This is a genomic window from Novosphingobium sp. 63-713, assembly GCF_001898925.1.
Lineage (GTDB): Bacteria > Pseudomonadota > Alphaproteobacteria > Sphingomonadales > Sphingomonadaceae > Novosphingobium.
Map to the genome: position 1 here is coordinate 496,811 of NZ_MKVS01000026.1, position 21,689 is coordinate 518,499.

At 63.0% G+C, this 21,689-nt stretch carries 21 protein-coding genes; 10 read left to right on the forward strand and 11 right to left on the reverse strand.

Annotated features, from left to right (window positions below; all coding sequences use genetic code 11):
• The first annotated feature begins 4 nt into the window (after nt 1-4).
• Both gcvPA and gcvPB read left to right on the forward strand, forming a co-directional pair.
• The gene (gene gcvPA, locus BGP00_RS13255; protein ID WP_292689644.1) at nt 5-1,360 is read left to right on the forward strand and encodes an aminomethyl-transferring glycine dehydrogenase subunit GcvPA; all 1,356 of its coding nucleotides are present in this window, start codon (nt 5-7) and stop codon (nt 1,358-1,360) included.
• Complete coding sequence (gcvPB, locus tag BGP00_RS13260) at nt 1,360-2,913, forward strand: aminomethyl-transferring glycine dehydrogenase subunit GcvPB (protein ID WP_292689645.1); 1,554 nt, start codon at nt 1,360-1,362, stop codon at nt 2,911-2,913. The genes gcvPA and gcvPB overlap by 1 nt, the downstream gene beginning before the upstream one ends.
• 50 nt (nt 2,914-2,963) lie before the next feature.
• Here the strand turns inward: gcvPB and BGP00_RS13265 are convergent, their stop codons facing one another.
• Both BGP00_RS13265 and BGP00_RS13270 read right to left on the reverse strand, forming a co-directional pair.
• Entirely contained in the window at nt 2,964-3,869 is a 906-nt protein-coding gene (locus BGP00_RS13265) for a DMT family transporter (RefSeq protein ID WP_292689646.1), read from the reverse strand.
• 79 nt (nt 3,870-3,948) lie between these two features.
• Nucleotides 3,949-5,466, reverse strand: a complete 1,518-nt coding sequence (locus BGP00_RS13270; protein WP_292689647.1) for a CpaF family protein — start codon at nt 5,464-5,466, stop codon at nt 3,949-3,951.
• Nucleotides 5,467-5,596: 130 nt separating this feature from the next.
• On the opposite strand from BGP00_RS13270, the gene BGP00_RS13275 reads away from it, so the two are divergent.
• Nucleotides 5,597-5,926, forward strand: a complete 330-nt coding sequence (locus BGP00_RS13275) for an HNH endonuclease (RefSeq protein WP_292689648.1) — start codon at nt 5,597-5,599, stop codon at nt 5,924-5,926.
• A 100-nt stretch (nt 5,927-6,026) separates the two neighbouring features.
• On the opposite strand, the gene BGP00_RS13280 is transcribed toward BGP00_RS13275, so the two are convergent.
• From BGP00_RS13280 to BGP00_RS13300, 5 genes are all read right to left on the reverse strand, one after another.
• Nucleotides 6,027-6,284: an ATP synthase F1 subunit epsilon gene (locus BGP00_RS13280; RefSeq protein WP_168605224.1), complete on the reverse strand. Its 258-nt coding sequence runs from the start codon at nt 6,282-6,284 to the stop codon at nt 6,027-6,029.
• A gap of 3 nt (nt 6,285-6,287) precedes the next feature.
• Nucleotides 6,288-7,724: a F0F1 ATP synthase subunit beta gene (gene atpD, locus BGP00_RS13285; RefSeq protein ID WP_168605225.1), complete on the reverse strand. Its 1,437-nt coding sequence runs from the start codon at nt 7,722-7,724 to the stop codon at nt 6,288-6,290.
• Between the two features lie 29 nt (nt 7,725-7,753).
• A complete protein-coding gene (locus BGP00_RS13290; protein WP_168605226.1) occupies nt 7,754-8,626 on the reverse strand; it encodes a F0F1 ATP synthase subunit gamma in 873 nt (290 codons plus the stop codon).
• Nucleotides 8,627-8,656: 30 nt separating this feature from the next.
• Nucleotides 8,657-10,186, reverse strand: a complete 1,530-nt coding sequence (gene atpA / locus BGP00_RS13295) for a F0F1 ATP synthase subunit alpha (RefSeq protein WP_168605227.1) — start codon at nt 10,184-10,186, stop codon at nt 8,657-8,659.
• Between the two features lie 66 nt (nt 10,187-10,252).
• A complete protein-coding gene (locus BGP00_RS13300) occupies nt 10,253-10,807 on the reverse strand; it encodes a F0F1 ATP synthase subunit delta (RefSeq protein WP_168605228.1) in 555 nt (184 codons plus the stop codon).
• A gap of 286 nt (nt 10,808-11,093) precedes the next feature.
• Here BGP00_RS13300 and ada point away from each other — a divergent pair, with 286 nt between their 5' ends.
• On the forward strand, nt 11,094-12,122 hold the full coding sequence (ada, locus tag BGP00_RS13305; protein WP_292689649.1) for a bifunctional DNA-binding transcriptional regulator/O6-methylguanine-DNA methyltransferase Ada: 1,029 nt from the start codon (nt 11,094-11,096) through the stop codon (nt 12,120-12,122).
• On the opposite strand, the gene BGP00_RS13310 is transcribed toward ada, so the two are convergent.
• Nucleotides 12,107-14,278, reverse strand: a complete 2,172-nt coding sequence (locus tag BGP00_RS13310; protein WP_292689650.1) for a primosomal protein N' — start codon at nt 14,276-14,278, stop codon at nt 12,107-12,109. The two genes, ada and BGP00_RS13310, sit on opposite strands and share 16 nt — an antisense overlap.
• 142 nt (nt 14,279-14,420) lie before the next feature.
• Here BGP00_RS13310 and fsa point away from each other — a divergent pair, with 142 nt between their 5' ends.
• From fsa to cysS, 5 genes are all read left to right on the forward strand, one after another.
• Entirely contained in the window at nt 14,421-15,071 is a 651-nt protein-coding gene (gene fsa, locus BGP00_RS13315) for a fructose-6-phosphate aldolase (protein ID WP_168605231.1), read from the forward strand.
• Between the two features lie 19 nt (nt 15,072-15,090).
• Nucleotides 15,091-16,905 (forward strand): cobaltochelatase subunit CobT, encoded by a 1,815-nt coding sequence (gene cobT, locus BGP00_RS13320; RefSeq protein WP_168605232.1) that lies wholly within the window; start codon nt 15,091-15,093, stop codon nt 16,903-16,905.
• Between the two features lie 70 nt (nt 16,906-16,975).
• The gene (locus BGP00_RS13325) at nt 16,976-17,521 is read left to right on the forward strand and encodes a hypothetical protein (protein WP_292689651.1); all 546 of its coding nucleotides are present in this window, start codon (nt 16,976-16,978) and stop codon (nt 17,519-17,521) included.
• 44 nt (nt 17,522-17,565) lie between these two features.
• The gene (locus BGP00_RS13330; protein ID WP_292689652.1) at nt 17,566-18,084 is read left to right on the forward strand and encodes a DUF2846 domain-containing protein; all 519 of its coding nucleotides are present in this window, start codon (nt 17,566-17,568) and stop codon (nt 18,082-18,084) included.
• 77 nt (nt 18,085-18,161) lie between these two features.
• On the forward strand, nt 18,162-19,631 hold the full coding sequence (gene cysS, locus BGP00_RS13335; RefSeq protein ID WP_292689653.1) for a cysteine--tRNA ligase: 1,470 nt from the start codon (nt 18,162-18,164) through the stop codon (nt 19,629-19,631).
• Between the two features lie 118 nt (nt 19,632-19,749).
• On the opposite strand, the gene BGP00_RS13340 is transcribed toward cysS, so the two are convergent.
• Together BGP00_RS13340 and BGP00_RS13345 are read right to left on the reverse strand one after the other, a co-directional pair.
• Complete coding sequence (locus tag BGP00_RS13340) at nt 19,750-20,175, reverse strand: hypothetical protein (RefSeq protein ID WP_246870328.1); 426 nt, start codon at nt 20,173-20,175, stop codon at nt 19,750-19,752.
• Complete coding sequence (locus BGP00_RS13345; RefSeq protein ID WP_168605236.1) at nt 20,165-20,353, reverse strand: hypothetical protein; 189 nt, start codon at nt 20,351-20,353, stop codon at nt 20,165-20,167. Before BGP00_RS13345 ends, BGP00_RS13340 begins: the two co-directional genes overlap by 11 nt.
• Before the next feature lie 352 nt (nt 20,354-20,705).
• On the opposite strand from BGP00_RS13345, the gene BGP00_RS25400 reads away from it, so the two are divergent.
• Nucleotides 20,706-21,116 (forward strand): S24 family peptidase, encoded by a 411-nt coding sequence (locus BGP00_RS25400; RefSeq protein WP_366522326.1) that lies wholly within the window; start codon nt 20,706-20,708, stop codon nt 21,114-21,116.
• 19 nt (nt 21,117-21,135) lie between these two features.
• Here the strand turns inward: BGP00_RS25400 and BGP00_RS13355 are convergent, their stop codons facing one another.
• Nucleotides 21,136-21,636, reverse strand: coding sequence for a thioredoxin family protein (locus BGP00_RS13355; RefSeq protein ID WP_168605238.1), 501 nt, complete (start codon nt 21,634-21,636; stop codon nt 21,136-21,138).
• Nucleotides 21,637-21,689 lie beyond the last annotated feature (53 nt).

Here is a 21,689-nt window from a genome sequence, read left to right on the forward strand (position 1 = left end):
GCCCATGCGTTATTTGCCTCTCACCCCGGCCGACCGCGCCACAATGCTGGCGCGGATCGGCGTGGACAATATTGACGCGCTGTTTTGCGATGTGCCCGCTGAGGCGTTGCAGGCAGGACCCATTGCGGGCCTGCCGGGCCATGCCAGCGAAATGGCGGTCGAACGCCATATGGGCCGCCTTGCCGGAGAAAACCTCTCGGCGGGCGCGGCGCCCTTCTTTCTGGGCGCGGGCGCGTATAAGCACCATATCCCCGCCAGCGTCGATCACCTGATCCAGCGCGGCGAGTTTCTGACCGCCTATACGCCCTATCAGCCCGAAATCGCGCAGGGCACGCTGCAGGTGCTCTTTGAGTTCCAGACGCAGGTCGCGCGCCTGCTCGGCACCGATATTGCCAACGCCAGCCTCTATGACGGCTCGACCGCCTGCTGGGAAGCGATCGCCATGGCGCATCGCGTGACCAAGCGGAAGAAGTCGATCCTGACCGGCGGCCTGCACCCGCATTATGTGGCGACCGCGCAGACCATGGCGCGTTTCACCGATGACGTACTGGTGGCGCAGGCCCCCGTAATGTCGGGCGATGCCGAGGATGCCGCGATCATCGCCGCCATCGACGGCGAAACCAGCGCGGTTGTGGTGCAGTACCCCGACATTCTGGGCCGCATTCCCGATCTGGCCGCGATTGCGGCGGCGGCGCAGGCGCATGGCGCGCTGCTGATCGCGGTGGTGACGGAGCCGGTGGCGCTGGGTCTGCTGGAGGCTCCCGGCGCGCTGGGCGCGGATATTGTTGTGGGTGAGGGGCAGTCGCTGGGCGTGGGCCTGCAATTTGGCGGGCCGTATCTCGGCCTGTTCGGTTGCCGCGAAAAGTTCCTGCGCCAGATCCCGGGCCGCCTGTGCGGCGAGACGCTGGACGCCGAAGGGCGCCGCAGCTTCGTGCTGACGCTTTCCACGCGCGAACAGCATATCCGCCGCGAAAAGGCGACCAGCAATATCTGCACCAATTCAGGTCTTTGCGCGCTGGCTTTCAGCATTCACATGAGCCTTCTGGGCGGCGCTGGTCTGGAGCGCCTGGCCCGCATCAACCATGGCAAGGCGCAGGCTTTGGCCGCGGCGGTGGCGGCCATTCCGGGCGTCAGCGTCCTGAATGATGCCTATTTCAACGAATTTACCGTGATCCTGCCCAAGGATGCGCACGAGGTCGTCGATGCCTTGGCGGCCAAGGACATTCTGGGCGGCGTGCCGCTTGGTCGCCTCTATGCCGAAACGCCCGCGCTGGCCAATGGCCTGCTGCTGACCGCCACGGAATGCACGAGCGATGAAGATATTGCGGCCCTTGTGGCGGCGCTGAAGGAGGTGCTGTGATGAACGCTCCCAACGCTTCGGGATGGCGCCCGGAAATGGGTGAGGCAGGCGCGATCCTGCCCGCCACGGTCAGCGGCGATCATGGCCTCAACCTTGAGGAAAAGCTGATCTTCGAACTGGCCGCGCCCGGAACCTATGGCGTCGATTTCGACGATGCCGATGTGGCTCCAGCGCCCGCGCTGGGCAAGTTCCTGCGTAAGGCTGCTCCGGCTCTGCCGGGCCTGACCGAGCCGGAAGTGGTGCGCCATTACACGCGCCTTTCGCGTCAGAACTACGCCATCGACCTCGGGCCGTTCCCGCTCGGCTCCTGCACGATGAAGCACAATCCGCGCCTGAATGAAAAGGTCGCGCGGATGGCCGGCTTCGCTGATGTCCACCCGTTGCAGCCGACGCAGACGGTGCAGGGCGCTTTGAAGGTCATCACGCAGCTGGCCGATTGGCTGATGGCGCTGACCGGGATGCCCGCCGTGGCCATGACGCCCAAGGCGGGCGCGCATGGCGAGCTTTGCGGGCTGCTCTGCATCCGCGCTGCCCTGACCGCGCGCGGTGAGGAACGCCCTGTGGTGCTGGTGCCTGAAAGCGCGCATGGTACGAACCCGGCCACCGCCGCCTTTGCCGGTTTCCGCGTGGAAAACATCCCCGCAACCGAGGATGGCCGCGTCGATGTGGTCGCGCTGACGGCTCGCCTTGGGCCGGACATCGCGGGCGTGATGATCACCAACCCCAACACCTGCGGGTTGTTCGAGCGCGACCTCAAGACGATCTCGGACGCGGTCCATGCGGCGGGCGGTTATGTCTATTGCGACGGCGCCAATTTCAACGCCATCGTCGGCAAGGTGCGCCCCGGCGACCTTGGCGTGGACGCGATGCATATCAACCTGCACAAGACCTTTTCGACGCCCCACGGCGGCGGCGGTCCGGGTTCGGGGCCGGTGGTGCTGTCCGAGGCTTTGGCTCCGTTTGCCCCGCTGCCCTTCGCCACGCTCGATGCCGATGGCGTCGCGCATCTGGTCGAGGAAGGCGATGCGCATGACCACGGCCACCCCAACAGCTTTGGCCGCATGACCGCGTTCCATGGCCAGATGGGCATGTTCACCCGCGCGCTGACCTATATCCTCAGCCACGGCGCGGATGGTCTGCGTCAGGTGTCCGAGGATGCTGTGCTCAACGCCAACTACATCCTGCGCGAGCTGGAAGATGTGCTGGACGCGCCCTTTGCCGCCTATGGCCCCTGCATGCACGAGGCCCTGTTCAGCGACAATGGCATGGCCGAGGGCTTCTCGACGCTGGATATCGCCAAGGGGCTGATCGACGAGGGTTTCCACCCGATGACGGTCTATTTCCCGCTGGTGGTCCATGGCGCGATGCTGGTCGAACCGACCGAAACCGAGAGCAAGGCGGGCACCGATCGCCTGATCGCATCGATGCGCTCGCTGGCCGAGCGCGGGCGGGCAGGGGATGTGACGTTGAAGAGCGCGCCTCACTATACACCGCGGCGCCGCGTTGATGAAACGCTGGCGGCGCGCAAGCCCAAGCTGGTCTGGAAGGACTAAGCTAAAGGGTCGCAGGAGGGGGCCGCTGCGTTCGCGTGGCGGCCCTTTTTCTATGCGGTTTCGCGGGTGGCTTTAATTCGCCGATGCTCGCGCAGGGCAATCATCATCCCCGCCGCCACGATCAGCGGCGCCCCGGCCCAGGTATGCGCGGGCGGCAATTGGTCGAAAATCGTCCAGCCATAGATCGTCGTCCAGATCAGCGTGGCATAATCCATCACCAGCACGCTGGCCGCCGAACCAAAGCGCAGCGCCGCCGTCAGCAGCACCTGCGCCAGCGCGCCCACCACGCCCATCGCAATGATTTCGGCCCAGAGCGCGGGCGAATGCGGCGTCATGTAATAGAGCATCGTCGGGGTCAGCAGCAGCGTGCCGAACAGCGCGAAATAGAACACCACCGCAATCGGCGTCTCGGTGCTGGTCAGATCGCGGATTTGCAGGCTGATGACCGCCACCAGAAAGCCTGAGCAAAGCCCGGCGGCAAGGCCCAGCGGCGAAATGCCGCCCGCAATGGACGCCCCATCGCCCGGCGCCGTGATGATGATCACCCCGGCAAAACCCAGCGCCACCGCCATCCAGCGCAGCCGCCCCGGCGGCGATTTATAGACGACGGCCGTCAGCAGCACCGCAAACAGCGGCGTGGTGAAGCCCAGCACAGTCGCCACCGGCAAAGGCAGCAGCACCTGCGCGCCAAACAGGCAGACCATGCCGATCGATCCGGTGATCGTGCGCAAGGCATGGGTTTTGAGCCGCCGCGTATAGAGCGAAAACAGCCGCCCCCGCGCCGCCAGCCATCCGCCCAGGAGCGGTATCGTCAAAGCCTGACGCCAGAACATGATTTCGGGCAGGGCGACGCCGCGCTGATGCAGCAGCTTGACCATCATATAAAGCGTGGCCAGCGCGAGCGTGGCAGCAAGGCGCAGGCCCAGCGCCAGAAAGGGGCGTTGATGTTGAGGCACGCGCGGCCCTTAACCCATCGGGGCCGATTGTTGCACCGCTATTTTGCGCATGAAACAATGCCGCGCGTGCATCCGCCGGTCAGAGACATGCCTCAAGGAAGGTCTGGTCGAAGCCGAACTGGCGCGCCTTTTCCAAAGTGTAGGGGCGCAGGCCCGAGGAACGCCATTCACCGATGATCTTGCCGTCGTCGGTTTCGTCCAGATATTCGAACTTGAACAATTCCTGCGTGACGATCACATCGCCCTCCATCCCGATCACCTCGGTGATATTGGTGGTGCGGCGGCTGCCATCGCGCAGGCGTTTGACCTGAACGATCAGATCAACCGATTCGGCGATCTGGCGGCTGATGGCTTCCTTGGGGATCTTGATGTCGCCCATCAGGATCATGTTTTCCATACGGCCAAGGCATTCGCGCGGGGAATTGGCGTGGAGTGTGCACATCGATCCGTCATGGCCGGTGTTCATCGCGGCCAGCAGGTCGAAACATTCCGCGCCGCGAATTTCGCCCAGAATGATCCGGTCAGGCCGCATACGCAGAGCGTTCTTCACAAGATCGCCGATGGTGATCGCGCCTTGGCCCTCAAGGTTGGGCGGGCGCGTTTCCAGCGGCAGCCAGTGCGGCTGTTGCAGGCGCAATTCGGCCGCGTCCTCGATGGTCAGCACGCGCTCACCCGGATCAATCATCTTCGACAGGGCGTTGAGCATGGTGGTTTTGCCCGAACCCGTGCCGCCCGAAATGACGATGTTCATCCGGCACGCACCCGCGATTTTCAGCGCGGTGGCCATGCGGTCATTCATCGAACCGAAATCGCGCAGCATGTCGATGGTGATCGGCTTTTCGGAAAACTTACGAATCGAGATCGCCGTGCCGCGCAGCGACAGCGGCGGCACGATCACGTTCACACGGCTGCCGTCCTTCAATCGGGCGTCGGCCAGCGGCGTGGTCTGGTCAACGCGGCGGCCGACCTGATTGACGATGCGCTGGGCGATCTGGAACAGATGCTGTTCGTCGCGGAAACGGATCGTGGAAAGCTGAAGTTTGCCCTTCTTTTCAATATAGGTCTGGTCCGGGCCGTTGACCATGATGTCGGACACGTCCGGATCGTTGAGCAATTCCTCCAGCGGGCCAAAGCCGAGCAATTCGTCGATCAGCACCTTTTCCAGCGCGAATTGCTCGCGCCGGTTCAGCGTGATCTTCAGCTCGGCCAGCACCTCCATGATGATCGGGCGGAATTCCTCGGCCAGCTCATCCTTGGTCAGCGTGGCCGCGGCCTCGGGGTCAACGCGCTCGAGCAGGCGGGGCAGCACCTGCTCTTTGATCTTATGAACGCTGGCCTCAAAACCCTCAGCCTGCCGGGTGGATTCGACGGTGGAATTCATCCGCTCAGCCAGGCGCGCCATCGCATCGCCGCCCTTGGAATCCATCGTCATTTCGGCTTCGGTGGGCAAAGGCGGAAACTGATCCCCGCCCGAAGGCGGCGGAGGAGGAGCACCGGCGGGCAGACCATCGGCTCGCATCGGGCGCGCTACGCCAAACTGTGGCCTTGCGCCTGCGCCAAAGCTGCCGGGGCCAGTGCGTCGCCCGAATGCGCTCATCGTCCGTCTATTCCTTCACAAACCACACAGACATTGCCCGCGACCATCTGGGGCATCGACCGTTTGAGAACACGATCAGCCTGTGCCAATTGAGCAAGGTGAATAGAACGGAAACTTTGAGGATTTGCTAATGGCCAAGCGCCGATCACGGGCAAATACCGATTTTGACACTTTGAACGAGCCGCAAACATCCCCGCCCTGCTGGCTTTGCGAAAGGGCGCTGGGCCGCCGGATCGAGTGGCACCATCCGGTGCCCAAATCGCGCGGTGGGCGCGTCGTGGTCGCCGTCCATCCGATCTGTCACCGGGCGCTGCACGCCAATTTCACCAACGCCGAACTGGCCCGTATCGCAGAGGATGTCGCGATTTTGCGCGGGCATGAGGTTCTGGCGCGCTTTCTCAACTGGGTGGCGGGCAAGGACCCGGATTTTCACGCGCCGACGGCGAGGAGGGGAAGGTAGGACTACCAAAGAAAAAGGGCCGGGAAAAAGGCGCAAACCCTTTTCCCGGCCCTCAATCTGTTATCCGTCAAAGCGAGCGACGAAGCCAGTCAGCCCGCGATCACCCCACCAGCTTTTCGGCCAGAACGGTCAGACCTTTGGGCGTCACTTCGGCGAAACCGCCGGCGATGGCGATTTCCTCCGGAGCCGCGTTTTCGCTCTTGTACACTTTCACGGTGCCATCGGCGATGGTCGACAGGAAAGGCGCATGGCCTTCCAGCACGCCGAACTCGCCTTCCGAACCGGGGACGACCACCATGTGGACTTCCTCGGACCGGACCAGCTTTGCAGGCGTGACGAGTTCGAAATGCAGCGCCATGGCTTACGCCTCCGCAGCCAGCTTCTTGGCCTTTTCGACCGCTTCGTCGATGCCGCCAACCATGTAGAAGGCCGCTTCGGGCAGGTGGTCGTATTCGCCGTCCACAACCGCCTTGAACGAACGCACAGTGTCTTCGACCTGCACGAACTTGCCGCTGATGCCGGTGAACACTTCGGCCACGTGGAAGGGCTGCGACAGGAAGCGCTGGATCTTGCGGGCGCGGGCGACGGTGAGCTTATCTTCTTCCGAAAGCTCGTCCATGCCCAGGATCGCGATGATGTCCTGCAGCGACTTGTACTTCTGCAGCGTTTCCTGAACGCGGCGGGCGGTTTCGTAGTGCTCCTGACCGACAACGGCGGGCGTCAGCACGCGCGAGGTCGAGTCGAGCGGGTCAACCGCGGGATAAATGCCGAGTTCCGAAATCGCGCGGTTCAGCGTGGTCGTTGCGTCCAAGTGGGCGAACGAGGTGGCAGGAGCCGGGTCGGTAAGGTCGTCCGCGGGAACGTAAATGGCCTGAACCGAGGTGATCGAACCCTTGGTGGTCGAGGTGATGCGTTCCTGCAGCGCGCCCATGTCGGTCGACAGGGTGGGCTGATAACCCACGGCCGAAGGAATACGGCCCAGCAGAGCCGACACTTCCGAACCGGCCTGCGTGAAGCGGAAGATGTTGTCCACGAAGAACAGCACGTCCTGGCCTTCCTGGTCGCGGAAGTATTCAGCCATGGTCAGACCCGACAGAGCCACACGAGCGCGGGCGCCCGGCGGTTCGTTCATCTGGCCGAACACCAGAGCAACCTTCGAACCATCGGGGGTCGGGTTGCCTTCGGCGTCCTTGGCGATAACGCCGGCGTCGAGGAATTCGTGGTAGAGGTCGTTGCCTTCGCGGGTGCGTTCACCAACGCCCGCGAACACCGACACGCCGCCGTGGCCCTTGGCGATGTTGTTGATCAGTTCCTGAATGAGAACCGTCTTGCCAACGCCCGCGCCGCCGAACAGACCGATCTTGCCGCCCTTGGCATAGGGAGCCAGAAGGTCGATGACCTTGATGCCGGTCACGAGGATCGCGGCTTCGGTCGACTGGTCGATGAATTCCGGGGCCTTGGCGTGGATCGGGGCAACCTGATCGGCGCCGACCGGGCCACGTTCGTCGATGGGATCGCCCACGACGTTCATGATGCGGCCCAGCGTCTTGGGGCCGACCGGCACCGAGATCTGCGCGCCGGTGCTGGTCACGGCCTGGCCGCGGGTCAGACCTTCGGTGGCGTCCATCGCGATGGTGCGGACGGTGTTTTCGCCAAGGTGCTGAGCAACTTCGAGAACCAGACGGTTCCCGTTATTGTCGGTTTCCAGAGCGGTCAGAATCGCCGGGAGTTCCCCGTCGAAGGCAACGTCGACGACGGCGCCGATAACCTGGGCAATTTTGCCAGTGCTGGTGGACATGGGTTTCTTCCTTGCCTGCTGTGTCGTCGTCAGAGCGCTTCGGCGCCCGCGATGATTTCAATGAGTTCAGTGGTGATCGCGGCCTGACGGCTGCGGTTATACTGGATGGTCAGCTTGCTGATCAGGTCGCCGGCGTTGCGGGTGGCGTTATCCATGGCGGTCATGGATGCACCCTGTTCGCTGGCCGCATTTTCCAGCAGAGCGCCGAAAAGCTGCGTTTTCAGATAGCGCGGCAGCAGAGCGGCGAGGATTTCCTCCTCCTCCGGCTCATATTCGACCACCGAGTCCGCCGCCACTTCCGACTTGGGAGCGGGAACGGGGATGATCTGCTGCGTCGTGGGCTCCTGCAACAGCGCGCTGCGGAAGCGGCTGAAGAAGAGATGCGCTACGTCAAACTTGCCTGCATCATACAGCGCCACCAGTTCGGCAGCGATCGCATCGGCTTCGGCATAGCCCGCTTCACGCACCGTGGTGGTGTCGAAGCCGCCGATGATCGCATTGGGGAATTCGCGACGGATAACCGCGCGGCCCTTGCGACCGATCAGGTAGAACTGCACCTTCTTGCCTTCGGCTTCCAGAGCCTTGGCTTTCAGGCGTGCTGCCTTGACGATGTTCGAGTTGAAGGCGCCGCACAGACCGCGATCCGAATTGGCCACCACCAGCAGATGCACTGCATCCTTGCCGGTACCGGCCAGCAGCTTGGGGCTGCTTTCGCTGACCACGATGCGCGAGGCGAGGCTGGCGACAACGCCCGCCAGCCGCGAGGCATAGGGGCGCGCGGCCTCGGCAGCGGACTGCGCTTTACGCAGTTTCGCCGCCGCGACCATTTGCTTGGCCTTGGTGATCTTCTGGGTCGACTTGACCGAGTTGATCCGGCCTTTGAGTTCCTTAAGGCTGGCCATTGCCAACTACCTTTCGTAGCTAGACCTGACTTAAGCGAACTGCTTGCCGAAAGCGTCCAGAGCGGCCTTGAGCTTGCCCTTGGCTTCGTCGCCCAGATCCTTGGTGTTGCGGATCAGGTCGAGCAGGTCGCCATGCTGCGAACGCAGGAAGCTGAGCAGTTCGGCTTCATATTCCGTCACGCGGTTGGTCGGGACCGAGTCCAGATAACCGTTGGTGCCAGCGAAAATGACACAGGTCTGCTCTTCGAAACCGAGCGGCGAGAACTGAGCCTGCTTGAGCAGCTCGGTCAGACGCGCACCGCGGTTCAGCAGCTTCTGGGTCGAAGCGTCGAGGTCCGAACCGAACTGAGCGAAGGCAGCCATTTCGCGATACTGGGCCAGTTCCAGCTTGATCGAGCCGGCAACCTTCTTCATCGCCTTGGTCTGAGCCGACGAACCCACGCGCGACACCGACAGACCAACGTTAATGGCCGGACGGACGCCCTGATAGAACAGGCCGGTTTCAAGGAAGATCTGGCCGTCGGTGATCGAGATCACGTTGGTCGGAATGTAGGCCGACACGTCGCCCGCCTGCGTTTCGATGATCGGCAGAGCGGTCAGCGAACCGGCGCCCATGTCATCGTTCAGCTTGGCAGCGCGTTCCAGCAGGCGCGAGTGGAGATAGAACACGTCGCCGGGATAGGCTTCACGGCCCGGGGGACGACGCAGCAGCAGCGACATCTGACGATAAGCCACGGCCTGCTTGGAAAGGTCGTCATACACGATCACGGCGTGCATGGCGTTGTCGCGGAAGAATTCGCCGATGGCCGCACCGGTGTAGGGCGCCAGATACTGCAGCGGAGCGGGCTCCGAAGCGGTGGCGGCGATCACAACCGAATATTCCATCGCGCCGTTTTCTTCGAGCTGACGCACGATCTGCGCAACGGTCGAACGCTTCTGACCCACGGCGACGTAGATGCAGTACAGCTTCTTCGATTCGTCATCACCGGCGTTAACGGCCTTCTGGTTGATGAACGTGTCGATCGCCACGGCGGTCTTGCCGGTCTGGCGGTCGCCGATGATCAGTTCGCGCTGGCCGCGGCCAACCGGAACCAGAGCGTCAATGGCCTTCAGGCCCGTCTGCACGGGTTCATGCACCGACTTGCGGGGGATGATGCCCGGAGCCTTGACTTCGACGCGGCTGCGCGTGTCGGAAATGATCGGGCCCTTGCCGTCGATCGGGTTGCCCAGCGCGTCAACCACGCGGCCCAGCAGGCCCTTGCCCACCGGAACGTCCACGATGGTGCCGGTGCGCTTGACGGTGTCGCCTTCCTTGATCTCGCTGTCCGAGCCGAAGATCACGACGCCGACATTGTCGGCTTCGAGGTTCAGGGCCATGCCCTGAACGCCATTGGCGAATTCCACCATTTCACCGGCCTGAACCTTGTCCAGACCGTGGATGCGGGCAATACCGTCACCCACCGAGAGCACGGAGCCGACTTCCGAAACCTGGGCTTCGGTGCCGAAGTTGGCAATCTGGTCCTTGATGACCTTCGAGATTTCAGCGGCGCGAATTGTCATGTTCAGCCTTTCATCGAACCTTGTTGGGGGCCGTGGCCCCGCAATCGACCCTTTAGGAGGGGCCTGTTAGCCCCTCATCTTTTGGGCGAGAGAATTGAGACGGGTGCGGATCGAGCTGTCGATCTGCTGGCTGCCGATGCGCACGACCAGACCGCCAAGCAGTTCCGGATCGACGCTGGTCTTCAGCTTGATGGCCTTGCCTTCACGAGCAGCCAGCTTGCCCGAAAGGGCGGCCAACTGATCGTCGCTCAGCGGGTGGGCGCTGGTCACCTGCGCCGTCACTTCGCCGCGCGCGGCCGCCGCGATGGCGGAAAAGGCGCGAAGAATGTCGGGCAGGGCCGAAAGGCGGCGGCCAGCAGCCAGCACGCCAAGGAATTTGCGGGTAACCTCGCCAAGGCCAAGGACCCCGGCCACACCCTCGACCGCACGGCCAGCCGCATCGCGGCTGATCTGCGGATTACGAATCAGGGCGGACAGGTCGTCGGATTCGGCAATTGCCGCACCCAGCGCCTCAAGGTCCGCTTCCACGGCGCTTACCACGCCCAAATCCTGCGCCAGTTCAAACAGGGCGGACGCGTAGCGCCCCTGAAGACTGGCAGTAATGCCGGCGGAATTGTCCACGCTTTTACGTCCCCTCTTGCCGGAAGGCTCTATGCCGGTTCGCAAAGGAAAGGACACGCAGGGTTAAACTGCGTATCTGTCCCCCTTGGGCGGCGCGCATAGCGACGATTACCGCGCGATGCAAGCGGCCCATTGCCACCTGATTCCAAAGTCCATGGTCGAGCGCAAAGTCGGCCCGTTTGTCTGAGAAATGCGCGATGCATTCCTATGCGTCAGTTTGCCCGAAAAAACTTTGATCGCAAGGGGTGGGAAGTATCGCCTGCGCACCTGTGCTAGGCAGTTTTCCATGGACAACGATCAAACAGAAGTTTTTTGGGAAAACGTGGTGGCGCGCGACAAGGGCGCCGATGGCCGCTTCGTTTTCGCGGTTGCGACCACGGGCATCTATTGCCGCCCGTCCTGTCCGGCTCGGCGGCCCTTGCGCGATCATGTCCGATTCTTTGCCGATGGCGATGCGGCGCGCGCCGATGGGTTCCGCCCATGCCTGCGCTGTCGCCCGGATGAGGCGGGGCGCGACGCGGCGGCGATCGAGGCCGCGCTGCGCATGATGGGCGATGATGCGCCTTCCTTAACTGATCTGGCCGAGGCGACCGGATATAGCCCGTCGCATTTCCAGCGAATCTTCAAACGGGCCACCGGCCTCTCGCCTGCCGCCTATGCCCGCGCCCGCCGGATCGAGCGCGCGGGACAGGTGCTGGGGCAGCAATCCGTCACCGATGCGATCTATGCCTCGGGCTTTGGCGGACCATCCACTTTCTATCGCAATGCAAAGGAGCGCATGGGCATGACCCCGTCGGCATGGGCCAAGGGTGGCGAGGGCGTCACCATTCACTGGGCGGTGATGCCCACCACTTTGGGCGCGATGCTGGTGGCGGCCACGGATCGCGGGATATGCCGTCTGGCCTTTGGCGTGGGGGTGGAGGATCTGCGCACGCTGTTTCCCAAGGCCGAACTGGTGGAGGGCGACGAGGCGTTCAAAACGCTCTTTGCGTGGGCTTTAAGCGCCGTGGAGACGCCCGGCGAGGTTTCGGACATTCCCCTCGACGTGCGCGGCACCGCCTTTCAGGAGGCCGTCTGGGCCGCCCTGCGCCAGATCCCGGCGGGCGAGACGCGGTCCTATGCCCAATTGGCCGCCGCGATCGGTCGCCCGGCCGCCTGCCGCGCGGCGGGCAGCGCCAATGGTGCCAATCGCGTCGCGGTGCTGATCCCCTGTCACCGGGTTATTCGGGGCGATGGCGCGCTGGGCGGCTATGCCTGGGGCGAGGGGGTGAAGAAGGAGTTGCTGGCCCGCGAGGGTGTTTACACAAAGGAATAAGGGTCGATGTCGATGCTGACGCGCACCCCTTGCGGGAATTTGAGCGCGCCCAGCCATTCGCGCAGCACCTTCTGCAATTCCGCGCTGCGCTTGGCATTGACCAGCAACCGATAGCGATAACGTCCGCGCAGCAAGGACAAAGGCGCGGGCGCGGGGCCGAGGATCGCCACATCGGGCAGGTTGGGCCGCGTGCCGCCAATCGCGCGGGCGGCCTCCTTGGCCTCGGATTCTTCTTCGCTCGACACGATGATCGCGGCCCAGCGGCCAAAAGGCGGCGCACCCGCATGGCGGCGGCCCTCGGCCTCGGCCTCGTAAAAGGCGTCGCGGTCGCCAGCCGCCAGCGCGGCGATGACGGGCGCGGTCGGGTGGCGGGTCTGGATCAGCACCTCGCCCGGCTTTTCGCCGCGCCCCGCGCGCCCGGCCACCTGCGCGATCTGTTGATAGGACCGCTCGCCTGCGCGCAGATCGCCGCCCTCAAGGCCAAGATCGGCGTCGATCACCCCCACCAGCGTCAGGTCGGGAAAGTGATAGCCTTTGGTGACCAATTGCGTGCCGACGATCACGTCGATCATCTTATTTTCGGCCGCCGCGACAAATTCGGCCACCTTATCCGGCGTATTCATCGTGTCCGACGTCACCAGCGCCACGCGGGCCTCGGGTAGGATCTGCGCCACCTCATCGGCAATGCGTTCCACCCCCGGCCCGCAGGCCACCAGACAATCCGCCTCGCCGCATTCGGGGCAGGCGGTGGGCATCGGCTGCTCCTGTCCGCAATGGTGGCAGGCGAGGCGGCGCGAGAGGCGGTGTTCGACCAGCCACGCGCTGCACGTATCACATTGAAACCGATGGCCGCATGCCCGGCACAGCGTCAGCGGCGCATAACCGCGCCGGTTGAGGAAGAGCAGCGATTGCTCGCCCTTCTCAAGCCGCTCCACCAGCTTTTTGACCAGGGGCGGGGAAATCCAGTGGTTCCGTTCGGGCGGATGCTGGATCAGATTGACGATCTGAATGTCGGGCAATTGCGCGCCCCCGAAACGGTCGGGCAGGATGATCCGCTTGTACACGCCCGCCTCGGCCAGCGTCAGGCTTTCGAGCGCAGGCGTGGCCGAGGCCAGCACAACGGGGATCTTCTCAAACCTTGCGCGAATCACCGCCACGTCGCGCGCATTATAGCGCACGCCATCATCCTGCTTGAACGAGACCTCATGGGCCTCATCCACCACGATCAGGCCGAGACGCGGAAAGGGCAGGAACAGCGCCGAACGCGCGCCCACCACCACCTGCGCCTGACCCCCGGCAATCGCGCGCCATGCCCGGCGGCGCTCGGCGGATTTGAGGCTGGAGTGCCACAGCACCGGCTCCACCCCGAAGCGCGCCTCAAAACGGCGCAGGAAATTCTGCGTCAGCGCGATTTCAGGCAGCATAACCAACACCTGCCGCCCCAGCCGGATCGCCTCGGCTACGGCTTCGAAATAGGTTTCGGTCTTGCCCGATCCGGTCACGCCGTCGAGCAGGAACGGTGCGAACAATCCGCCGCGCACCGCATCGACCATCTGATCGGCGGCCTCTTGCTGCCCATCCGACAGATCGGGCACATCAAATTCAGGATCGGCGCGCGGATAGGACCGGTCGAGATCGACCCGCACCGTTTCCATCATCCCACCATTGACCATGCCGCGCAAGACGCCCTCGGTCACACCAGCCGCCTCGGCCAGTTCGCGCAAAGTGCCCTGCGCGCCTTGCAAAGCCTCCAGCGCGGCGGCGCGTTGGGGCGTTAAACGCTTTGGCGGTTCGGCATCGGGTTTTAACCGATATTCCGTCATCATCCGCCCGCCCTGAAGCGCAGCAGTTGAGGACAGCGCCATACGCGCCACCGAGGCCAGCGAGGCGCAATAATAATCCGCCGTCCATTCGATCAGCCGCCGCAAGGGCGCGGGCAAAGGCGGCACCGGCAGCACCGAGAGCAGGGGGCGCAGGCGATTGTCGCCCACTTCCTCGCCGGGCAGGCGGTCGGCTTCCCACACGATGCCCATCACTTGCCGGGGCCCCAGTGGGGCGATCACCACGCTGCCGTGTTCGACCTCCATGCCATGGGGTACGCGGTAATCCAGCACCGGCAGGGCGGAATTCATCACAAGCAGGCGGGCGCGGGTCATGGCTTCCCTATGGGGCGGGTGCATAGGAACCGCAAGGCCAGTAAAGGGGGTTGGGTATCGCGCCGCACCTGCCTATAGGCGGTCCTCAGCCGCTTTACAGAATCGCACCCTCCGTGGGCGCGCGCCAATCAGGGGACCACCCATGAAGTTTTTCGTCGACACCGCAGAAATCAACGACATCAAGGAACTGGCCGCCACGGGCCTGCTGGATGGCGTGACCACCAACCCTTCGCTGATCGCCAAGTCGGGCCGTGATTTCCTCGAAGTCACCAAGGAAATCTGCGGCATCGTCGATGGCCCGGTTTCGGCCGAAGTCATCGCTCTCGACCACGAAGGCATGATGCGCGAGGCCGAAATCCTGCGCAAGATCGCCGACAATGTCTGCATCAAGGTGCCGCTGACCATCGACGGCCTCAAGACCTGCAAGGCGCTGACGGGCGACGGCACCAAGGTGAACGTGACCCTGTGCTTCTCGGCCAATCAGGCGCTGCTGGCCGCCAAGGCGGGCGCTTCGTTCATCTCGCCCTTCATCGGCCGTCATGACGACAATGGCTTTGATGGCCTTGAACTGATCCGCGACATTCGCCTGATCTATGACAACTACAACTACGCCACCGAAATTCTGGCGGCCTCGATCCGCCACGGTGTGCATGTGCTGGAATGCGCGCGCATCGGCGCCGATGTGATGACCGCACCGCCGGCCGTCATCAAGGGTCTGGTCAAGCATGTCTTGACGGACAAGGGTATTGAAGGCTTCATGGCGGACTGGGCCAAGACGGGCCAAAGCCTCTAATAGAATCAAGGGATAGACATTGGCCGAGGACACTCCTCTCGACCGCTTCAAGGCTGCGCTGACCGGCGCTTCGCGGGCAATTGCCGAGCGGGGCGACATTGAGGTGAACTGGAGCCCCGATAACCCGAGCCAGACGGGCACGACCTTTCGTGTCCCGATGCCGGGGCGGGGCATTCCGCGCGCAGCCGCCATGGAGGCGCGCGGTTTCGCCGATTCCTATGCGCTGCGATTGAAGCACCACAATGAGGTGCTTCACCGCAAGAATGCGCCGCAGGAGCCGGTGGCCCGCGCCGCCTATGATGCGGTGGAAACCGTGCGCTTTGAGGCGCTTGGGGCCAATGACTATGCCGGAATGCGCGAAAATCTGGGCGCGGCGCTGGATATGCGGATGGCAACAGACGCCATCGCCCGCGCCGAACGCGCAGAGCAGGTGCCGATGCATACCGCGCTGGCGCTGATCCTGCGTGAGAAGCTGACCGGTCAGCCGATCCCGGAAATGGCGAAGGGTGGCGTCGAAATGCGCCGCGCCTTTATCGAGGAAAAGGCGGGCGGCGATATTGCCGCGCTGGCCGACAAGCTGGGCGATCAGAAGGCTTTTCAAAGCCTTGCTCTGGACATGCTGCGCCATCTGGAATTGACCCAACCCGAAGCCGTGGACGAGCCCGGCGAGGATGAGGACAACGAAGAGGCCGAGCAGGACAAGGAAGAGCAGCAGGACGAGGATCAGCCGGGCCAAGAGCAACAGCCCGTCGAAATGGCCGCCGACCGCAGCCAGGGCGACGAGCAGGGCGACAGCGACCAGCAGAGCGAGATCGAAGATCAGGGCGAGATGGACGACGAGGGCGAGGACAGCGAGGAGGGCATGCTGCCCACCCGCCCGAACCGCCCCTGGACCGAATTGCCCAATGACTTTGATTACAAGGTCTTTTCCGAGAAATATGACGAAGTGGTCGCCGCGCATGATCTGTGCGACGATGATGAACTGACGCGCCTGCGCACCTATCTGGATGCGCAGCTGAAGGGCTTGCAGGGCATCGTCACCCGGCTTGCCAACCGGCTTCAGCGGCGCCTGATGGCGCAGCAGAACCGCAGTTGGGACTTCGATCAGGAAGAGGGCATTCTCGATGCTGCGCGCCTGTCGCGCATCGTCGTCGCGCCCGGTTCCTCGCTCAGCTATAAGGTCGAGCGCGATGTCGAGTTCAAGGACACGATCGTCACGCTGCTGATCGACAATTCGGGGTCGATGCGTGGGCGGCCGATCTCCATCGCCGCGATTTCGGCTGACGTTCTGGCGCGCACATTGGAGCGCTGCGGGGTCAAGACCGAGATCCTCGGTTTTACCACCCGCGCGTGGAAGGGCGGGCAATCGCGTGAGGCGTGGCTGGCGGCGGGTAAGCCTGCGCATCCGGGCCGTCTCAATGACTTGCGCCACATTGTTTATAAAAAGGCTGATGAACCGTGGCGCCGCGCGCGCAAGAATCTTGGCCTGATGATGCGCGAGGGGCTGCTCAAAGAGAACATCGACGGGGAAGCGCTGAAATGGGCGCATGACCGCCTGCTCTCGCGGCCCGAGGATCGGCGCATCCTGATGGTGATTTCCGACGGCGCGCCGGTCGATGACAGCACGCTTTCGGTCAATGCGGCGGGCTATCTCGAAGGCCATCTGCGCCGCGTGATCGGCTGGATCGAGAATAAATCGCCGGTGCAACTGGTGGCCATCGGCATCGGCCATGATGTCACGCGGTATTATCGCCGCGCGGTGACGATCATGGATGTCGAGCAACTGGGCGGCACGATGATCGAACAATTGGCGGGCCTGTTCGAGGATGCATGATCTGCATTTTTGCTAATTGCCAAAGATGAGATTGGGCGATAGCCTCCAACAATCTGGGGGTTATCATTTCATGACTAGGGCATTTTTGCGCTTGGCAGTGTGCTGTCTTGCGCTTCCTTCCGGTATTCTTTCCGCGCAGGATGCGTCGCCCGGTCCAGTACAGGCCACGCCTCGCGTTGTCCCCGCGCTTACGCCTGTACGTATCGAGATCCTTGAGGCGCAGGGAAGCGCCATTTCCAAGCCCGATGCCCATTTCCCTATTCGCCTTGTCGATCCCGTTCTGCTGGACGGCAAGACCATCATTCCGGCAGGGGCCACCGGCGAGGGTGAGGTGGTCCATGCGAAGAAGTCGAGCATGAGCGGCGGGCCGGGCGAACTGATCCTTGCCGCGCGTTGGCTGGATGTAAATGGGCATCAGGTGCGCCTGCGTTCGATGCATTTGTCGGAAAACGGGAAAAGTTCGATCAAGGACGTCAATCGCATAATGATCGCGTCGGCAGCAACGGTTCCGGTCGCCGCCATGCTCGGCTGGTTCATGAAGGGCAAGGAAGTGGTTGTGCCCTCCGGCACCTATGCCGAGGCCAAGTTGGCGGCTGATTTTTCAGTCGAGCCCTGAACTCGGCCCGGCCCAACAACGTTTCACAAAGGGAGTGGATTTCGATGCGTTTAAAACACCTGGCCATTTTTGCCGCCGCCGCTGTCGGTGGCCTGTCCGTTCCGGCAATGGCCTACGACACCCCGCCTGAATTGATGATGGTGGTGCCTCCCGCTCCTAAGGGCAAGGGCCTGGTTGTGTTCTATCGCAGCGCTTCGATCTTCGGCGCGGCCATCAGCTGTGCGGTGTCGGAAAATGACAAGAAGATCAGCTCGATGGGCGTTGGGCGCTATTTCGTCTATGCCGCCGAGCCAGGCAAGCACAGCTTTTCGGTGTCCAGCGAAGCGAAGGATCAGGTGACACTGGAGCTGGAAGCCGACGAGGTTCAGTATGTCGGCTGTCGGATCAAGATGGGGATCATGGCCGGGCGGCCCGACCTGTTTCCCGCCAAAGAAGCCGATTTTCGGAGCAACAAGAAGCTCTCGCTGTCCGATCCCAAGTCCTATGGCGAAGGTGTTCTCAAGCCTGAAGAGATCGCCACGCTTGCCGGGGTTACCGTCAGCACGCCGGCTGCCGCGCATTAATGAAAATGGCGCGGGTGGCTTTACGCACGCCCGCGCCCTCTTGACCTTTGCCGGAGCGCGCGCATACGCCCCCGGTTATGACCGAGCAGAATCCTCTCAAGCTGTTCAACAGCCTGACCCGCCAGATGGAAACCTTCACCCCCGTTCATCCGGGCGAGGCGAGGGTCTATTCCTGCGGGCCGACGGTTTATAATTATCCCCATATCGGCAATATGCGCGCCTATGTCTTTGCCGATATTCTGGGCCGGACGCTCTCGTTCAAGGGGCTGAAGCTGACCCATGTCATCAATATCACCGATGTGGGCCATCTGACCGATGATGCCGATGCAGGCGAGGACAAGATGGAGAAGATGGCCGCGAAAGAGGCCCGCTCGATCTGGGACATCGCAGAGCATTACAAGCAGGCCTATTGGGCCGACGTGCGCGCGCTAAATATCCGTCAGCCCGCGCAATGGACCATCGCCACCGATTACGTGCCGCAGATGATTGAATTTGCTAAGAAAATCGCGGCAGCCCATTGTTATGAGCTGGAAAGCGGGCTCTATTTCGACGTGTCGACCGTGGCCGACTACGGCCGCCTTGCCCGCGCCCATACCGAGGAGGGCGAGGGCCGCATCGAAAAGGTGGACGGCAAGCGCAATGCCGCCGACTTCGCCATCTGGCGCAAGACGCCGCAGGGCGAGACGCGCCAGATGGAATGGGACAGTCCGTGGGGCCGCGGCGCGCCGGGCTGGCATCTGGAATGCTCGGTCATGAGCGGCGAGGTGCTGGGCTTTCCGTTCGACATCCACACCGGCGGGATCGACCATCGCGAAATCCACCATCCCAATGAAATTGCGCAGAATCAGGCGGCGTGCGGGTGTGGTTCGCTGGATGTGGCGTCTCATTCGGGCGCGCAGTTCTGGATGCACAACAATTTCCTGGTCGAGCGCAGCGGGAAAATGTCGAAATCCTCGGGCGAGTTTCTGCGCCTGCAATTGCTTGTCGACCGGGGCTATCACTCGCTGGCCTATCGCCTGATGTGCCTTCAGGCGCATTATCGCAGCGAACTGGAGTTTAGCTGGGAAGGCTTGGGCGCGGCGCTGGTGCGGTTGAAGCGCCTGTTGATGGCCACGGCGCAGGTGAAGGCGCAATGCGCGGACGCCGGTTATGCCGCGATCGGCGGATGGGGGCAGAAGATCGCGCCCTTGATGGAGCGTTTCGATGCCGCGATCAGCGATGACCTCAACACTTCGGTGGCCCTGACGCTGCTGGAAGAGGTGGCATCGATGAAGAAGGTGCCCGCGGTGGAAAAGCTGGGCGCCATCACGGCGATGGACAATGTGTTGGGCCTCAATCTGCTGGGGCTGGAGCGGGCCGATCTGCGGCTGCGGCCCAAATCCGCGACGATCACCGAGGGAGAGATCGAAGCGGTGCTGACCCAGCGCAAGGAAGCGCGGGTGGAGAAGGATTTTGCCCGTTCCGACGCTTTGCGTGATGAACTGGCCGCGCGCGGCGTGGAGGCAATGGATGGCGACCCGTTGGGATGGGAATGGAAGCTGGGCTGAAACGCCGCAGTCTTTGTTCTATCGGCTTTGTTTTATTGTCAAAACTGCTTGATCTGATGGCTATGCAAGGGGCGCCACGCCCCTTGCCCGCCGGAGAGTTGCGCTGTTAAATTGCGCTTCAGTCGTCCGCCAGCATCAGCAGTTCTGCTTCCACCACCATCCGTTCGGTGGGCAAGGTCACATGCGTGACCTCGGACACCACCGCGTCGGCGACCAGTTGGCCCCGGATGGTGAATTCATGCTCGGGCAGGGCGGCGATGAATTCATCGGCCCCCGCCGCGCCCTCCTTGCCGTTGAAAAGCAGCGTGATCGTATGGCGCGTCCCGTGGAAAGTGGCGCTGGCCCAAGGGCGTTCGCCATGCGAAATCAGTTCGCCATATTCGCCCGCCAGACGCATCACCGCATCGAGCAATTGCACCGAAGGGTGGCGGACACGGGCGCGGGGGGCGCCAACGCCCTTGCCGGGGTTCAGGCGGGCGGCGGGGCTGAAAAGGGCGACGCGCTGGGCATCAATGTCGTTGCTGGTGCGAAAATCAAAGCGCATGAGGCATCTCCGAATAGGTGTTGATATAAATTTCAATACGATTGGCCAGATCGGGACGCGGGCTTCGCCCATTGCGCATGTCGCCGACAAGGCGCGGATCATGGGCGACAATGCGCCCGAACTTGGTCCACGGCATGCCCGTCCGGCGCAGGAAATCCTCAATCATTCGCAACAGCATGAAACCCCCTTTACTCCGTTGGTGATTCGTCCGATTCGGCAAATCTGTTGCCCATTTGTTCTCATTATTCCGCCCTCTTGTCTAGGAAATTTCCTATGCTAAGAGTTTGGACATGGAACAGGAAAATGCCCGAACCACTTTGATGGCTCTATCCACCGAGCGCGGGGTCAGTCTGGCGGCTCTGTCGTCACTAATTGGACGTAATCCCAGCTATTTACAGCAGTTTGTTAAGAAAAGAAGTCCGCGCAGGCTGGAGGAGAGGGACCGGCGAAAACTGGCGCAGTTCTTTGGTGTGGACGAATCACGGCTGGGCGGGATGGAGGAAAAATCTGTCGCCCCCATAGGAAAACCTGTGCGAGCGCATTGGGTTGATGTTCCGCGCCTTGCGCTTGATGCATCGGCCGGGCCGGGGGCGACGGCCGGGGGCGAGCAGCCCTTTGGCGCGCTGCGCTTTTCGCATGACTGGCTGCGAAGCATGGGATTGAATTCGGCCGATCTGACGACGATCGCGGTGGCCGGGGATTCGATGCATCCCGTGCTCAATGACGGCGATGAAATTCTGGTCGACCGCTCACGCCGCGCCCTGCGCGATGGCATCCATGTGGTGCGCGTGGGAGACCATGTGCTGGTCAAGCGAATCGATATGGGGCATCCGGGGCGGGTGCGGCTGAAAAGCGACAATCCGGCCTATGATCCGATTGATCTGGCGCCCGAGGACGTGACCGTGATCGGCCGTGTGGTGTGGAAGGGGGGGCGGCTCTAAAACCGCCCACCAGCCTCTTTTACCTGGTCCATTGCGCCAGCCAGTCGGCCAGCGCCTGAGGCGTCATCGAGCGTGCATCCGAGAGCGCCGTCACCGAGGTGGTGGGGTTGAGCAGCTTGTTGGTGCGCGGATCGACCACGAATAATGCAGGCACGCCCTTGGGCCGCGTCACGCCATAGGTGGCGCCGATGTCGAGATTCTTGGTGTAGCGGCCCACATCGACCGTCACCAGTTCATAGTGCTTCTTCAGCCAGGGGTTCAGGCTGGGCAGAGCCATGGTGGCGGCCAGAATGCGGCAATCGGCGCACCAATTGCCGCCCAGATCGACGATCACCAGCTTATGCGCCTTTTTCGCGCGGGCGATGGCGGCGGCCACATCCTTGTGCGCATCGGCGGCCTCGTCATAGGGCAGGGGCAGCGGTTGGGGCAGGGCGGCAAAGCTGGCTTCGGGCAGGCGCGGGGCGGGGGCGGCCATGGCGGGGGCGGCCACAAGCGCGGCGGCGGCGAGGAGAAGGCGCATCGGGTAATCCTTACTAAGTCGATAGAGTATATATAGCGAAGCCTGCGCCTATC

Excerpts from the sequence above, each read along its gene's own strand:
- BGP00_RS13280 (WP_168605224.1), bottom strand. The coding sequence starts at position 6,284 with ATGGCGCTGCATTTCGAACTCGTCACGCCTGCAAAGCTGGTCCGGTCC.
- atpD (WP_168605225.1), bottom strand. The coding sequence starts at position 7,724 with ATGTCCACCAGCACTGGCAAAATTGCCCAGGTTATCGGCGCCGTCGTC.
- BGP00_RS13340 (WP_246870328.1), bottom strand. The coding sequence starts at position 20,175 with ATGCGCTTTGATTTTCGCACCAGCAACGACATTGATGCCCAGCGCGTC.
- atpA (WP_168605227.1), bottom strand. The coding sequence starts at position 10,186 with ATGACAATTCGCGCCGCTGAAATCTCGAAGGTCATCAAGGACCAGATT.
- BGP00_RS13325 (WP_292689651.1), top strand. The coding sequence starts at position 16,976 with ATGACTAGGGCATTTTTGCGCTTGGCAGTGTGCTGTCTTGCGCTTCCT.
- fsa (WP_168605231.1), top strand. The coding sequence starts at position 14,421 with ATGAAGTTTTTCGTCGACACCGCAGAAATCAACGACATCAAGGAACTG.
- BGP00_RS13310 (WP_292689650.1), bottom strand. The coding sequence starts at position 14,278 with ATGACCCGCGCCCGCCTGCTTGTGATGAATTCCGCCCTGCCGGTGCTG.
- BGP00_RS13290 (WP_168605226.1), bottom strand. The coding sequence starts at position 8,626 with ATGGCCAGCCTTAAGGAACTCAAAGGCCGGATCAACTCGGTCAAGTCG.
- BGP00_RS13330 (WP_292689652.1), top strand. The coding sequence starts at position 17,566 with ATGCGTTTAAAACACCTGGCCATTTTTGCCGCCGCCGCTGTCGGTGGC.
- gcvPB (WP_292689645.1), top strand. The coding sequence starts at position 1,360 with ATGAACGCTCCCAACGCTTCGGGATGGCGCCCGGAAATGGGTGAGGCA.
- cysS (WP_292689653.1), top strand. The coding sequence starts at position 18,162 with ATGACCGAGCAGAATCCTCTCAAGCTGTTCAACAGCCTGACCCGCCAG.
- BGP00_RS13345 (WP_168605236.1), bottom strand. The coding sequence starts at position 20,353 with ATGCTGTTGCGAATGATTGAGGATTTCCTGCGCCGGACGGGCATGCCG.
- BGP00_RS13270 (WP_292689647.1), bottom strand. The coding sequence starts at position 5,466 with ATGAGCGCATTCGGGCGACGCACTGGCCCCGGCAGCTTTGGCGCAGGC.
- BGP00_RS13355 (WP_168605238.1), bottom strand. The coding sequence starts at position 21,636 with ATGCGCCTTCTCCTCGCCGCCGCCGCGCTTGTGGCCGCCCCCGCCATG.
- ada (WP_292689649.1), top strand. The coding sequence starts at position 11,094 with ATGGACAACGATCAAACAGAAGTTTTTTGGGAAAACGTGGTGGCGCGC.
- BGP00_RS13275 (WP_292689648.1), top strand. The coding sequence starts at position 5,597 with ATGGCCAAGCGCCGATCACGGGCAAATACCGATTTTGACACTTTGAAC.
- gcvPA (WP_292689644.1), top strand. The coding sequence starts at position 5 with ATGCGTTATTTGCCTCTCACCCCGGCCGACCGCGCCACAATGCTGGCG.